Annotated in this window: 13 protein-coding genes; 2 read left to right on the top strand and 11 right to left on the bottom strand. The window is 65.6% G+C overall.

The window, feature by feature from the left end:
* Positions 1-116: 116 nt before the first annotated feature.
* Positions 117-3197, bottom strand: a complete 3081-nt coding sequence (locus QUV11_RS14450; protein ID WP_300883598.1) for an efflux RND transporter permease subunit — start codon at positions 3195-3197, stop codon at positions 117-119.
* Between the two features lie 31 nt (positions 3198-3228).
* Complete coding sequence (locus QUV11_RS14445; protein ID WP_300883597.1) at positions 3229-4353, bottom strand: efflux RND transporter periplasmic adaptor subunit; 1125 nt, start codon at positions 4351-4353, stop codon at positions 3229-3231.
* A gap of 161 nt (positions 4354-4514) precedes the next feature.
* On the opposite strand from QUV11_RS14445, the gene QUV11_RS14440 reads away from it, so the two are divergent.
* Positions 4515-4949: a hemerythrin domain-containing protein gene (locus QUV11_RS14440; RefSeq protein ID WP_300883596.1), complete on the top strand. Its 435-nt coding sequence runs from the start codon at positions 4515-4517 to the stop codon at positions 4947-4949.
* Here the strand turns inward: QUV11_RS14440 and QUV11_RS14435 are convergent, their stop codons facing one another.
* The 9 genes from QUV11_RS14435 to QUV11_RS14395 form a co-directional block, all read right to left on the bottom strand.
* Positions 4950-5915, bottom strand: coding sequence for a phytoene/squalene synthase family protein (locus QUV11_RS14435; protein ID WP_300883595.1), 966 nt, complete (start codon positions 5913-5915; stop codon positions 4950-4952). It lies immediately after the preceding gene.
* A gap of 43 nt (positions 5916-5958) precedes the next feature.
* Positions 5959-6552, bottom strand: a complete 594-nt coding sequence (locus QUV11_RS14430; protein ID WP_300883594.1) for a TIGR00730 family Rossman fold protein — start codon at positions 6550-6552, stop codon at positions 5959-5961.
* A 212-nt stretch (positions 6553-6764) separates the two neighbouring features.
* On the bottom strand, positions 6765-7139 hold the full coding sequence (locus QUV11_RS14425; RefSeq protein ID WP_300883593.1) for a GFA family protein: 375 nt from the start codon (positions 7137-7139) through the stop codon (positions 6765-6767).
* A 188-nt stretch (positions 7140-7327) separates the two neighbouring features.
* The gene (locus QUV11_RS14420; RefSeq protein WP_300883592.1) at positions 7328-8806 is read right to left on the bottom strand and encodes a phytoene desaturase; all 1479 of its coding nucleotides are present in this window, start codon (positions 8804-8806) and stop codon (positions 7328-7330) included.
* Positions 8807-8927: 121 nt separating this feature from the next.
* Positions 8928-9725 (bottom strand): SDR family oxidoreductase, encoded by a 798-nt coding sequence (locus tag QUV11_RS14415; protein WP_300883591.1) that lies wholly within the window; start codon positions 9723-9725, stop codon positions 8928-8930.
* Positions 9722-10075: a putative quinol monooxygenase gene (locus QUV11_RS14410; protein ID WP_300883590.1), complete on the bottom strand. Its 354-nt coding sequence runs from the start codon at positions 10073-10075 to the stop codon at positions 9722-9724. The genes QUV11_RS14415 and QUV11_RS14410 overlap by 4 nt, the downstream gene beginning before the upstream one ends.
* Positions 10072-10485, bottom strand: a complete 414-nt coding sequence (locus tag QUV11_RS14405; protein WP_300883589.1) for a nuclear transport factor 2 family protein — start codon at positions 10483-10485, stop codon at positions 10072-10074. Before QUV11_RS14405 ends, QUV11_RS14410 begins: the two co-directional genes overlap by 4 nt.
* On the bottom strand, positions 10482-11867 hold the full coding sequence (locus tag QUV11_RS14400) for an aromatic ring-hydroxylating dioxygenase subunit alpha (RefSeq protein WP_300883588.1): 1386 nt from the start codon (positions 11865-11867) through the stop codon (positions 10482-10484). The genes QUV11_RS14405 and QUV11_RS14400 overlap by 4 nt, the downstream gene beginning before the upstream one ends.
* A gap of 126 nt (positions 11868-11993) precedes the next feature.
* Complete coding sequence (locus tag QUV11_RS14395) at positions 11994-13211, bottom strand: aromatic ring-hydroxylating dioxygenase subunit alpha (protein ID WP_300883587.1); 1218 nt, start codon at positions 13209-13211, stop codon at positions 11994-11996.
* Positions 13212-13307: 96 nt separating this feature from the next.
* On the opposite strand from QUV11_RS14395, the gene QUV11_RS14390 reads away from it, so the two are divergent.
* Positions 13308-13859 carry a VOC family protein gene (locus tag QUV11_RS14390; protein WP_300883586.1) on the top strand — a complete coding sequence of 184 codons (552 nt, stop codon included), beginning with the start codon at positions 13308-13310 and terminating at the stop codon, positions 13857-13859.
* Positions 13860-13883 lie beyond the last annotated feature (24 nt).

The raw sequence follows: 13883 nt of genomic DNA, 5'->3' as shown, positions 1-13883 counted from the left end.
TGTCGAAGGCCCCGCTATTGGGCCAGCGTGGGCGCGTGGCCTTCGACAGGCTCAGGCTGAGCGGATGGGGTGCGTTGATTGATTAGATAGCGCGCGATGCTCGCTGCACAAGCTCCTCAACCGGCAACCGGCGTCGCAGCCGCGGATTTCGCATCGTCATCCTTCTCGCCGCCGCGCGCGATCAGCAGATACATCACCGGGGTGACGATGCGCGACAGCACGGTGGACGAGATCAGCCCGCCGATGATCACGCTGGCGAGCGGCGCGTAGAGCGATCCGCCGAACAGCGCGAGCGGCAGCAGCCCGCCGATCGCGGTGACCGAGGTCAGCAGCACGGGCAGGAAGCGCACCTCGCCCGCGCGCTCGATCGCAGCGCGCAGCCCCATGCCCTCGCGGCGCAACTGGGTGGTGAAATCGACCAGCAGGATCGAGTTCTTGATCTCGATGCCGACGAGCGCGACGAACCCGATGATCGCCATGTAGCTGAGCGACGATCCGGTGACGAACAGCGCAATGAACCCGCCGAAGGTGCCCAGCGGAATCACCCCTGCGACCACGATCGTCTCGCGGAACCGGCCGAACTCGGCGACCAGCACCGCAAAGATGCCGAACAGGGCGATGAGGATGATCGGACCCAGCCCGCCGAACACGGTATCGATTGCCTCGGCCTCGCCGCCCGCGGACACGCGATAGCCCGCCGGCAGCTTGATCGCTTCGATTTTCGCCATCGCCTCGCGGCTGATCCGGGCAGGCAGCGCGCCGGGCTCGGCGTTGGCGGTGACGGTGACCGAGCGTTGCAGCTGATAGCGCTGGATCTGCGGCGGCACGCTCTCCAGCCTGGGGCTGCTGATCTGCGACAGCGCGATCGCCTCGCCGGTGCGGCTGGCGACATAGACCTGGTCGAGCGCCGAAATCGGCTGGGCGCCAGTGATCGGCAGGCGAACGACGACGCGGTAGCTGTCGCCCTCCTCGTCGCGGAAGGCGGCGGCGTTCTCACCCGACAGCGCCAGCCGGACCGCGCGGCGCGCCTCGCCCGGCGCGATGTTGAGCAAGGCGGCCTTGGCCTCGTCGATCCCGACATCCAGATCGATGCCGTTGTTGGCCACGGGGTTGATCACGTCGCGCGCGCCCGGCGTGGTGCGCAGGATCACCTCGACCCTGGCGGCGAGCGTGCGCAACACATCGAGGTCCTCGCCGGTGATCCGCAGCGCCACCGGTGAGGCGATCGGCGCGCCGTTCTGGAACAGTTCGACGTTGAAGCGCGCGCCGGGAATCTGCTCGAGCCGGTCGCGGATGCGCTGCACCATCTGCGGGCTTTCATCCGCGTCCCAGCGCTCCATCACCGCGAACACCTCGCCGAAATTGGGCCGCTGGTCGAGCGCGAAGACGTTGTAGAACACCTGCGGGTTCGAGCTTCCGGTGTTGGCCGCGCGCACCTTGATATCCGGCTCGCGCGCCAGCACCGCCTCGGTCTTTTTCACCAGCGCATCGGTGGTCGCGACCCCGCTGCCCTGCTCGGCATCGACGGTGACCCGGAAATAGCTGGTGTCGGCATACGGGAACAGGCTGAAGCCGAGCAGGGGTATGAGGGCGAAGGCCGACAAGGTGAGCGCCATCGATGCCCATAAGGTGCGGCGCGGCATGTCGAGCGCGCGGTGCAGGATCGGGCGGTACAGGCGCTCGATCTGGTGGGTCAGCCAGCGCAGCAGCGCATTGCCCTCGGGGTCCTCGTCGCGCGAGAGGATGCGGCTGGCGAGGAACGGGATGATGGTCAGCGAAATGACCAGCGAGGCGAACACCGTGAAGATGATCGTGTAGATGAACGACTGGGTGAACTTGCCCGCGCCTTCGGGCAGGAACAGCAAGGGGGTGAAGGCGAAGATCAGCACGCCGGTCGAACCGAGCACCGCAGGCGTGATCTCGCGGGTGGCATCGATCGCGGCGATCGAGCGGCGCTTGCCCATGCGCAGGTGCCGCGCGATGTTCTCGGTCACCACGATCGAATCGTCGACCAGCAGCCCCAGCGCGACGATGAACCCGGCGACCGCGAGCTGGCTGAGGTTGAAGCCCATCACGCTGATCGCCAGCAGCCCCGAGGCCAGCGACAGCGGGATCGAGATCATCACGATCACCGATGCGCGCCAGCCCAGGGGCAGCAGCGTGAAGATGACGAGAAACAGCGCGATCGAGAAGTCGCGGGTGAGCTCGCGCAACCGGTATTCGATGTCGCGGCTCTGGTCGAACACCTGCTCGAGGCGGATATCGGGCGGGAAATTTGCCTGCTGGTTCTTCAGTTCCGCGTCGAGCGAATCGCGCAGCCGGATGACGTCATAGCCATCCTTCTGCAGGATCGAGAGGAAGATGGCCCGCTCGCCGTTGAAGCGGGTGATGTAGAGCTGCTCGGCGCTCCCCCAATCGACGCGCGCCACATCGGCGATGCGCAGCAACGTGCCGTTGCCTGCGCGCACCGGCAGATTGCGGATGGTTTCGAGATCGCGATAGGCGCCGCCGGCCTCGACATTGAAACGGCGGCCTGCGCTTTCGACCGCGCCCGGCGGCAATTCGGCGCCACCCCGGCGCAGCGCATCGGCGATGGCGGACGGGGCGAGACCGAGTTCGGCAAGGCGGCGGCTGTCGATCGAGACCTGCACCTCGGGCTGGGGCAGGCCGTCGATCACGGTGTTCCGCACCCCGGGATAGCGCACGAAGGTATCGCGGATGTCCTCGGCGTATTTCTGCATCCGCCGCCAGCTTGCGGTCTCGCTGACCATCGCGAGCTGGAGCACCGCCGCTTCGGTGGTGCGCGCCTTGCGATAGCGCAGCTCGGTAATGCCCTCGGGCAGCTGGCTGCGGATCGCGCTGACCTCGCGCACGACGTCGTTGAAATACTGGTCGGGGTCGCCGTCCCAGTCGAACTCGGCGGTGATCGAGACAAAGCCGTCGGTGATGCCCGCGCGGATCTCGTCGATATCGTCGATGCCGCGCAGCACCTCCTCGATCGGCTTGGCGATGGTCTGTTCGATATCGGCAGCGTCGGCGCCGGGCAGCGCGATGATCACCGTGATCACGGGGATCGGGAAATGCGGGTCGACCGAGCGCGGGATGGTGAGCAGCGAGGTGAGGCCCAGAGCGGCGAGCAGCATGAACGCCACCAGGCTGAGCTGCCACCGGCTGATCGTGAACGCGGCGAGGTTCATCGGACGCGCGGCGCCTGCAGGACCGGGGGCGTCACCGGGCGGATGCTGCGGGCGCCGGCTGGCGCGTGCGGCTGGGCTGGCTGGTGGCGAGCGGTTTGACCCGCGCGCCGTCGACCAGCATGCCCAGTCCGCTGGCCACGATCCGATCGCCGGGCTTCAACCCGCCGGTGATCACCAGCTCGCGATCATCGACCCTGCCGATCTGCACCGCACGCGCGCGCACCCGATTGGCCTTGGCATCGAGCAGATAGACGAAGCCTTCGCCCGCGCGCACGTTGAACACGGCGCTGGCGGGAACGGCGAGCCCGGCATCGCCCGGCGCTGCCGCGACGCGGAACTGCGCGGTGCCGATCTGGCCCGAGCGCAGGGCAGGATTGGCGGGCAGCGCGATGGTGACCTCGAACGCGCCCGATGCCGGGTTGGCGCGGGCGTCGATCTCGCTGATCGTCCCCTCGATGCTCCCTTCGGGCAGCCCCGAAAGCGTTACCTGCGCGGGCATTCCGGCTGACAGACGGCCGATATCGCTGTCGATCATCGGCGCGCGCAGCACCATGCCGCCGCTGGTCTCGCCCAGCACGACGATCTGCGTTCCCGCCAGCACGACCTGTCCCGGCTCGGCGGTGCGCGCCAGGATGATGCCGCCCGAAGGCGCGACGATGCGCGAGGTGCCGCTGGCAAAGCCTGCATTGCTCACCTGGGCGCCGGCGGCGCGCGCTGCCGCCTCGCTGCGCTCAAGCTGGGCGCGGGTGACCCAGCCCTTCTCGAAGAGCTGCTGGAAGCGGGCGAGTTCGGACTGTGCGCGCTGCTGTTCGGCTTGGGCGCTTTCCAGCCCGGCACTGACCTGGGTCGAATCCAGCGCGGCGATCAGCGCGCCGGGCACCACCCTGTCGCCTTCCTGAAAGCGGATGCTGGCGATCTTGCCTGCGGTCGTGAACCCCAAAGGCGTCTCGTAGCGATAGCGCACCGTGCCGGCTGCGGTGATCTCTTTCGATGTGGCAGCAGGCCGAACCACGGCCAGCGTGACCGGATAGATTTTCTCGGTCCCCGTGGGCGCAGACGCGGACTTTCCATCCGAGCACCCGCCGGTTGCCAGCACGAGCGAGGATAGCAGCAGGCCAAGCGTCGCCTGGACGGCGGGAAGGGGAAAACAGCGCATATTGGGTTTCTATATGCAACCAGTTTCGCTGGCAAGCGTTCATCCATCGGATGATCCGACAAATTCGGGCCATCATTGGGTCGCTTAGGGCAATGTTAAGCATGACGCCCTCATTCTGAACGCCGCACTCTTTCCGAGATGCTTCGGGGTATCACCGCATCATGTGGCGCATCGCTCAACTGCAGTCCCAGCACGAAGCGTGTCTGGCGATCATCCAGGATATCCAGACCCGTTCGGCCTGTATCGCCGATCGTCCCAGCGCGGTGGAGATCACATTGATGCTGGCGAGGCTGACCGGCATCCTGCGCATTCATCTCGCGCTGGAAGACGAGATTCTCTATCCGGCGCTGCGCAAATCCAGCGATCCGCACGTTGCTGCGATTGGTGAGCGGGCATGGCGCGAGATGGGCGGGCTCGCCGACATCTTCCTCGATTTCATCGACCGGTGGAAACGCGCAGACGCGCTGCTTGCCAACCAGGCCAGGTTTCGCAGCGAATCCGACACCGTGTTCAAGGCGCTCGCGCAGCGGATCGATATGGAACATCGCGAGGTCTACCCGCTCGCCGAGCACTCCAAGGCCACGCGCGCAGCCTGATCAGCGCGGGCGGGTCCACAACCCTTCGCGGGTCACCGGATCAGGGCGCCGCGTCGCCTGCCAGCCGCTGCGCGCCAGCCAGCCGAACTTCTGCCCGCGCGTGGTGATGACCCGGTGGTCCCATGCCGCCGCGCCGCGGCTGCGGACCTCGCGCGCGATATCGCCGTAGATTCCCGCTGCCGCGAGCACCGCCCAGCGCGCCCGCAGCGGCAGCTTTTCCGCCCCCACCCGCGCCGATGCTTCGTGCGCTTCAGACCGGTCGGCAAGCCGCGCCGCCAGCGTCACCAGTTGCGGGCGCAACCAGGGTTTCATGTGCTGGCCGGGCGGAATGTCCATTTCGGCGAGCCAGTCCATCGGCAGATAGCAGCGCCCGACGCTGTCGTCCTCGGACAGGTCGCGCGCAATATTGGCGAGCTGGAACGCGAGGCCCAGGTCGCAGGCCCGGTCGAGCGTGGCGTCGTCGTCGGGATCGACCCCCATCACGATCGCCATCAGCAGCCCGACCGCGCCCGCGACATGATAGCAATATTGATACAGATCGTTTGCGCTGCGCGGGCGCCATTCGTCAGCGTCGAGATCGAATCCGTCGATGACATCGAAGATATAGGCGTGCGGCAGGCGGCATTCGGCGGCAACCACGGCCAATGCGGCAAACGCGGGGTCGTCGGTCGGCTCGCCCGCCAACGCCGCTTCGGTCTGCGCGCGGATATAGGCGGTGCGGGCATGCGCATCGGTGACCGCGCTCATGCCATGGCCCATGTCCTGGCCGTCGGCGAGGTCGTCGCACTTGCGGCACCAGGCATAAAGCAGCCAGGCGCGTTCGCGGGTGGGCGCATCGAACAGCTGCGAGGCAAGCGCGAACGACTTGGACCCGCGCGCAATCGAATCGCGGGCGTAAGCGACGAGGGATTCGCGATCAAAGCCCCTCCCCTTTAGGGGAGGGGTTGGGGTGGGGGAGGACGTCACAGCCCCACCCCCAGCCCCTCCCCTAAAGGGGAGGGGAGACCCATCAAAGGTCATCCGCCGTCATGGCAAAGATCGTCCGGTGCGGCTGATAGGCTTCCATCTTGGCGAGCAGCCCGTCGAGCGTCTCGTCGACGATCAGGATGTCGGCGTGCTGCGGCCGGATGAAGCCGACCTCGATCATATGGCGGTTGAACGCGATCAGCGCGTCATAGAAACCGTTGATGTTGAGCAGCCCGACCGGATCGGTGTGATAGCCAAGCTGCGACCAGCTGATGGCCTCCCACAATTCGTCCATGGTGCCGACCCCGCCGGGCAGCACGACAAAGCCGTCGGCGAGATCGGTGAACTTCTGCTTGCGCGCGTGCATGCCGGGCACGATGTGCAGCTCGGTGCAGCCTTCATGCGCGACTTCGGGACGGACCAGCGCTTCGGGAATGATGCCGATCACCTCGCCGCCCAGCTCAAGCGCGGCATCGGCAACCGCGCCCATCAGCCCCAGCCGCCCGCCGCCATAGACCACGCCGATGCCGCGCCCGGCCAGCGTCGCGCCGACCATGCGGGCGTTCTCGATATAGACGGGGTCGGAAGGCGTGGCCGAGCCGCAATAGATGGCAAGGCGCTTGAAGGGGGCGGTCATGGTGAAGGTTTCCCGGATCAATCGGAGACGAGCGTTGTGCGAGATCGCTTAGCCTTCGACAGGTCTGCCGAAAAGGCGAATTGCCACCGGCACCAAATTTTCTGGTCCCCTGCGAAGGCAGGGGTCCATCTCCTACCCTCACCCGATATCGCCGCCGTCCGGAGATGGGCTCCTGCCTTCGCAGGAGACCGGGTGGGTCCAGACGCGCACGGTCACTCCTGCGGCAGGCCGTCGGCGATATCGTAATAGTCGCCCTTGTCGGCGGTGAAGATGTGGACGTGCAACTGGGTATCGGTCGGCGCATCGAACGCGCCCATCGCCACCGCCATCGAATCGCGCTGCGGCGGGTCCCAGAACAGGAAGCTGCCGCAGTTGGCGCAAAACCCGCGGCGCACCTTGGGGCTCGATTGATACCAGCGGATATTGGGTTCGCCGGAGATCGAAAGGTCGCTGCGCTGGACGTCGGTCGAGGCCCAGTAATGGCCCGACTGCTTGCGGCACTGTCCGCAATGGCACGCGTCGGGGGCTTTCAGCAGGGCCGAGACGGTGAAGGTTATCGCGCCGCACAAGCAGGATCCGGTGTGCATGACAGGTGCTCCGTTCTCAAATCCTCCCCGAGCTTGTCTCGGGGAGGGGGACCGCCGACCGAAGGTCAGTGGTGGAGGGGAAGCGGGATAGTGCATGTTTTGGAGAGAAGCTCAACCTCGCTTCCCCTCCACCACCCGCTGCGCGGGCGGTCCCCCTCCCCCAGCAAGCTGGGGGAGGAATTTAAGGTTCAAGGCATATCCTCGAGCATCAATGCAGCCGTTGCCTTGGCGCTTCCGACCACGCCGGGGATGCCCGCGCCCGGGTGCGTGCCTGCACCGACGAAATACATATTGGGGATCGCATCATCGCGGTTGTGGGTGCGGAAGTACGCGCTCTGCGTCAGCAGCGGCTCGAGGCTGAACGCGCTGCCCAGATGCGCGTTGAGATCGGTCGAGAAATCGGCGGGTGTATAATGGAAGCTGGTGACGATCCGCTCGTGGATGTCGGGGATCAGCCGGTGGCCGATCTCGTCGAGGATCCGCTTTTCGTAGATCGGCCCCATTTCCTTCCAGTCGATCGGCAGCTTGCCCTGATGCGGTACGGGAGAGAGCACATAGAAGGTGCTGTGGCCCAGAGGCGCCATGCTGGGATCGGTGACGGTCGGGTGGTGCAGGTACAGCGAGAAGTCCTTCGACAGCACGCCGTTATCATAGATGTCGTCGAGCAGACCTTTGTAGCGCGGGCCGAACAGGATCATGTGGTGCGGAATGCCCGGCCAGTCGCCCTTGATGCCGAAATGCGCGACGAACAGCGACGGCGAGAACTTCTTCTTCTTGAGGCTCGCCGCCGCGCGCTTGCCGCGGCCCGATTTGCCGAGCAGATCGCGATAGCTGTGGACGATGTCGGCGTTGCTCGCGACCGCATCGAAGCTGTCGCGCCAGCCGCTCTTGGTCACCACGCCGGTGACCTTGTCGCCCATCGTCTCGATCTCGGTGACCGGGTCATTGAGCCGCATCGTGCCGCCGATCCGCTCGAAATGCGTGACCATGCCGGCGATCAGCCGGTTGGTGCCGCCCTTGGCGAACCAGACGCCGCCGTCCTTTTCCAGCTTGTGGATCAGGGCGTAGATCGAGCTGGTCTTCATCGGGTTGCCACCGACGAGCAGCGTATGGAAGCTCAGCGCCTCGCGCAGTTTCTCGTTCTTCACGAACGACGAGACGATCGAATAGACCGAACGCCAGGCCTGATATTTCATCAGCGCGGGCGCGGCCTTGATCATGCTGGCGAAGTCGAGAAACGCCTTGTGGCCGAGCTTGAGATAGCCCTCGTCGTGCACGCCGGCGCTGTATTCGAGAAACCGTTCATAGCCCGCGACATCGGCAGGATTGAGCTTCTCGATCTCGGCGCGCAGCCCGGCCTCGTCGTTCGAATAATCGAAATTGGTGCCGTCGGGCCAGTTGAGCCGGTAGAATGGCATCACCGGCATCAGCTCGACATCCTCGCTGATATGGTGGCCCGAAAGCGCCCAGAGTTCCTCCAGGCACGGCGGATCGGTGATCACGGTCGGACCGGCGTCGAAGGTGAAGCCGTCCTTTTCCCAGAAATAGGCGCGGCCACCCGGCTTGTCGCGGCCTTCGATGACGGTGGTGGCAATTCCGGCAGATTGCAGGCGGATGGCGAGTGCGAGCCCGCCGAATCCGGACCCGATGACAGCAGCTTTCTTCACGTGATACTTGGCCCCTGGTTGCGACCCGAATGCGCGGGCAGATTGTGCGGCACTATAGCGTTACGTTTGCAATGTGCCAGCAGATGCGCAGCTTCCGGGGCAATCGGATTCGCCTTGAGCGTTATGAAGCCATCGCCGCCATCGCTGCCCCTACGGATGCCGCGATTTCCTCCGGACGCGGATTGCGCCGCAACGTCAGCCCGCCATTGGCGTGGATATTCTGCCCGGTCACGAAGGTGCGATCGTCGCACAGCCACAAGATCGTGTGCGCAATGTCGTCCGCCGTGCCGATGCGCCCCAGCGGATACTCCTTTGCGAACGCTGCCTCGAGCCCGGGCGCGGCCAGCGCGCTCGCCGCCATCGGTGTCGCGGTCAGCCCCGGGGAGACGATATTGGCGCGGATGCCCTGCGGTCCATACTGGTTGGCAAAGCAGCGGATCAGCGCCTCCGACCCCGCCTTGGTGCCGATATAGGCGGCATGGTCGAAGATCATGCACTGCGTCGTCGCCGACGAAATCTGGATCACCGACCCGCCCTGCGTCATCGTGCGCAGGCAGGCGTTCAGCATATGGTGCACGCCGGTGAACTGCAGCGCGACCATCTGCGCCAGATCGTCGTCGGTGACATCGGGCCAGGGCTTCATCAGCCCCCAGCCGGTGGCGTTGATCGCGATATCGACGCTGCCGTGCCGCGCGGCAACGCCGTCGAACAGCGCATCGACATCCCCGCGCGAGGTGAGGTCGCACGTCACCGCCTCGCCGCCGATGTCGCGCGCCAGCGCCTCGAGCGGTTGGCGCTTGCGCCCCGAGACGATGACCTTCGCCCCCGCATTGGCGAGCGCGCGCGCGATCACTTGGCCCATGTTCTGGTCACCCGCCGCACCGATGACGATCGCGGTCTTGCCGGCAAGGTCGGTCATGCGGCGGCTCCCGAGGTGAAGCGCGCGGTGGCGACGCCATCGGCTCCGTAGACCGGTTCCTTGAGGTCGAAGCGGTATTTGCGGGTATCGGCGTTGAGGATGGTGAACTGGCTGAGGTGCCCCAGCATGCCCTGATAGGCGGGTCCTTCGAGATGGACCTGCAATTCGTCGGCGCTGTCCCATTCCTCGAACACGTGCACCCGGCCCGGGTCATGCGGATCGGCGCTCCAGGCATAGTGGCGGCATCCGGCTTCCGCGAGCGCCATATCGATCAGTTCCTTTGCGCCGGCCAGCGCGGCGTCGCGGTTCTCGGGCGGAAAATCGACTTCCCCGGCAATGACGATACTCATGGGCGATGGGTCTCCTTCAGGACACGGAAATGCCGCTCGGCAAAGCGCCAGCCGTGGGCGGTGCGGGCATAGACGTCGAGATACTGACCGATCGGGCGGCTGACCGATCCATCGGCCAGTTCGAGATATTCGTGGGTGTAGACCCGCCCCGTCGCACGATCGCCGTCGATAACAATGCTTCCGACCTGCGCGAAGAATGCCACGAACGGGAAGCCCGCCATCGCCTGCGTCCACAGCCCCACGATCGCCTCGCGCCCGCGCACCTCGGTGCCCATCAGGTTCCACAGTGCATCCTGCGTCCAGGTATCGCCCCAGTCATTGGGATCACGGCGGAACACCGCATCGGTGTAACTGTCGATCAGCGCGCGGATCGCGAGCTGGTCTTCGGCTGCCCCCCGAAAACCGGTCACGGCAGCTGGCCCGCCAGATATTTGTCCATCGTCTGGTGGAACTGGCGGATGCGGCCTTCCTGATAGCGGCCGAGCTCGACGCGGTTGTTGGCCGACGCGATCAGGCCCTCCTGCACATAGGGCAGGTTTTCCATGTCCTGATCGAACACCTCGCCCAGCGCGCCCCATTCGGTCACGGTGGCCCAGGGTTGGTCAGCGCTGAGGAAGCGCATTTCGGCGGCTTCGGGCATGGCGCCGTCCTTGGGTTTGCGCGCCAGCAGCCGCACCTCCATCAGCGTCGAATTCTGGTCGGGCCAGGGCCGCCAGCGGTAGACGATGTTGGGCACGAATCCGCCCCAGGGCGAGAGGTTGGGGAAGATGTTGTAGGTGAATGCGTCGAGCATCTCGCTGTCCGAAATGTCCGAGCTGTCATAGCCCAAAGCATCGAGGTAATTGGCGCGGTTGGTGTCGGCCATTGCGGTGCGCGCGGTTTCGCCCTCGCCCAGTTTGCGCCCCTCGAGCGAGGCCGAGCGACCCGAGGTGCGGCTGAATGCCGCGATGATGTCGTCCTGGCTGAGGTTGTCGGCGGCCAGATGCGGGCTGGGCAGGCCGAACGGGGTCAGCGCGAGGTTCGCATGGTCGCCCCACATCGAATAGCGGGTGTTGGCATCGCCGGTATAGGGCAGGATCTGCGGGTGGGTGACGATCGAGTGCCAGGCTTCCATGAACGCCTCGGACACCGCCTTCCAGTTGGCATCGACCACCTTGCCGATCCACAAGGCGGTATAGCATTCGTCAAGCCGCCAGCGGCCGAACCGGTCATAGACCTCCGCGCCCATATAATCGCGCAAGGACAGCTGGGTGCTGCTTTCGGTGACGAAGATGAAGCCCTGCCAGCGCTCGACCCGCAATTCGGGCAGGCTCATGTCGCGGTCCTTGAGGTGGGTGAAATCCCATTCGCACGGGATGTGCTTGATCGCGCCGTCGGTCTTCCAGGCAAAGCCGTGGAATGGGCAGGTCAGGTCGTCGGCAGAGCCGCTTTCGGTGCGCAACTTGCGGCCGCGGTGCAGGCAGACGTTGTGGAAGGCCTTCACCGAGCCGTCGTCCTGCCGCATCACCAGATAGGAGCGGCCGACATTGTTGTAGACGACATAATCGCCCGGCTGCAGCAGTTCGTCCTCGCGCGCTGCCATCTGCCAGACATTGGGCCACATGTGCTTCTTCTCGGCCTCGAAGAACGTGGCGCTGGTATAGCGCTCGGCGGTGACCGGCTCGGTGCCCAGATCGCGCCAGCTGTCGCCGCGCACTTCGTCGGGCACCGTGCGGCTGTCGAGGTCGAGAATCTCGTCGACCGTGATCGCCGGGCAGCGGTCGGCAGGGTAGGTCCGGCTCGCATCTTCCATGGGGTACTCTCCTTATGCATTCTGTTTTTTCCGGTCCCCTGCGCAGGCAGGGGCCCATCTTCTAAGCGTGCACCAAGATGCACCGGCAGGAGATGGGCCCCCGCCTTCGCGGGGGACCGGCTTGAACTAAATCGGCATCCCGATCGCCTCGGCTATGTGCTGGTGGACCGCCTGCGGGGCGCTTTCGTTCGCGCCCAAGACGACGTGGAAATCCGCCGGCGCGGTCAGCAAGTTCGCAAAACCATGGCTGGCGACGCGATAGTCCTCGGTCTGCACCACCTCGGCGGTGGCATCGTACGCCATCTCGCAGACGCCGCGATAATCCTCGTCGATGATCCCGAACGGCGCATAGACGCCGAACTGGCAGCGGGTCTTGCCGACGCCGTCGGGGAACAGCCGGAACACCTGCGTGAAATAGACGCCCGGCGTCACCGCGCCGAAGAAGATCACGGTGTTGGGGAACAGATAATGCACCCCGCCATATTCGGTGTCGGGCCACTCGGTCTCACTGGTGCCGACCAGATCGCCGACGGTCTTGTCAGGAAAGCTGATGCGGTGGTGGCGGCCGAAGCGTTCGAGCACCGAGATGTCGTTGTAATGCGTCTGGCCGATGGTCGAGGCGTGCAGCGCGGCGAAATGATAGCCCTCGCCATAGGTATCGAGCGCGAACTTCCAGTTGGATTGCGCATGCAATATGCCCTTCTTCACCGGCACAGCGCGGTGCAGCTCGATCAAGGCGAGCTGGTCGGCAAAGTCGCCCAGATGCGCGGCGGCATCGATCGGATCGCCCTCGGAGGCGCGCACGAAGATCAGCCCGAGATGCTCGGTGCAGGGCAGTTCGAGCAGGTTGCGCGCGCCGATGTCGCAATCGGCAAACCCCGCCTTGCCCGGCTGGCCGACCAGCTTGCCCAGATTGTCGAAGGTCCAGGCGTGGAACGGGCACGAGATCCGCGATGCCTTGCCGGTGAACGGCTCGGCCTCCTCGACGAGTTTCGCGCCGCGGTGGGTACACAGGTTGCGAAACGCGCGGACGACGTTGTCCTTGCCGCGGATCACCAGGATCGAGGGGCCGGCGGCGTCGAACACCAGATAATCGCCGGGTTCCGGAATGTCGCCGGTCAGCCCCGCGACCAGAGGCTGGCCGAGGAACAGATGCTCGCGCTCGGCCTGGAACCGGGTTTCGCCCGTATAGACCGACTTGTGCAGCGGCAGCGGGCCGTCGGCCATGTCGGTGGTCCTGGCGGTGACGTTGGCGACGATCTTGCGCCGTATTTCGCGCGCACGCAGCTTGCGCGAGGCCGCCCAGTCGGGCGTCAGGCTGTCGGATGGATCGCGCTCGGCCATGGGGCCTCCCAAATTGGACAATGGCAATTTGGGGGATCATGCCAGAAACCAGCGCGCCAAGAACACTATTGGTTTAGTCAGTGGGAGAGCACCGCCATGACCGCATCCGCCATTTCCGCCATCGGCAAGCCAATGCAGATTGCGTTCGTCCCGCTCGATTTCGACGCGGCGCTCAAGCACTGGACGCAGGCCATGGGCGTCGGTCCGTTTTTCGTCATGGAGAACATCGTGCTCGAGGACGGCCGTTTCCTGGGCGCGCCGTCCGACTGCCGGTTCACCATCGCGCTGGCGCAATGGGGCGATGTGCAGATCGAGCTTATCCGCCAGGACAATGACGCACCCTCGATCTATCGCGGCGATTATCGGCCCGCTGGCGGCGCGATGCACCATGTCTGCCTGCTCACCGACGACATCGCCTCGGCGCGCGCGGCGATCGAGGCGGGCGGCGGGCTTGTCCTGGTCGAGGGCAAGGTGGGGGCGGACGGCGCGGTGATCTACGCCGATTGCGGGCCTGCGGAAACCCGGCCCAACGCGGGGGCGATCATCGAGGTGCTGCAGCCGGCCAGCGGCAGCGACGGGTTCTTCGCGATGATCGCGGACGCGGCCAAGGGCTGGGACGGGAGTGATCCGGTGAGGGTGGTGGGGTAGCGCTATCCAAAATCCTCCCCCAGC

Origin of the sequence: Blastomonas sp. (assembly GCF_030373265.1) — a bacterium.
Taxonomy (GTDB): domain Bacteria; phylum Pseudomonadota; class Alphaproteobacteria; order Sphingomonadales; family Sphingomonadaceae; genus Blastomonas.
This window is presented reverse-complemented; position numbering and strand designations above follow the sequence as displayed.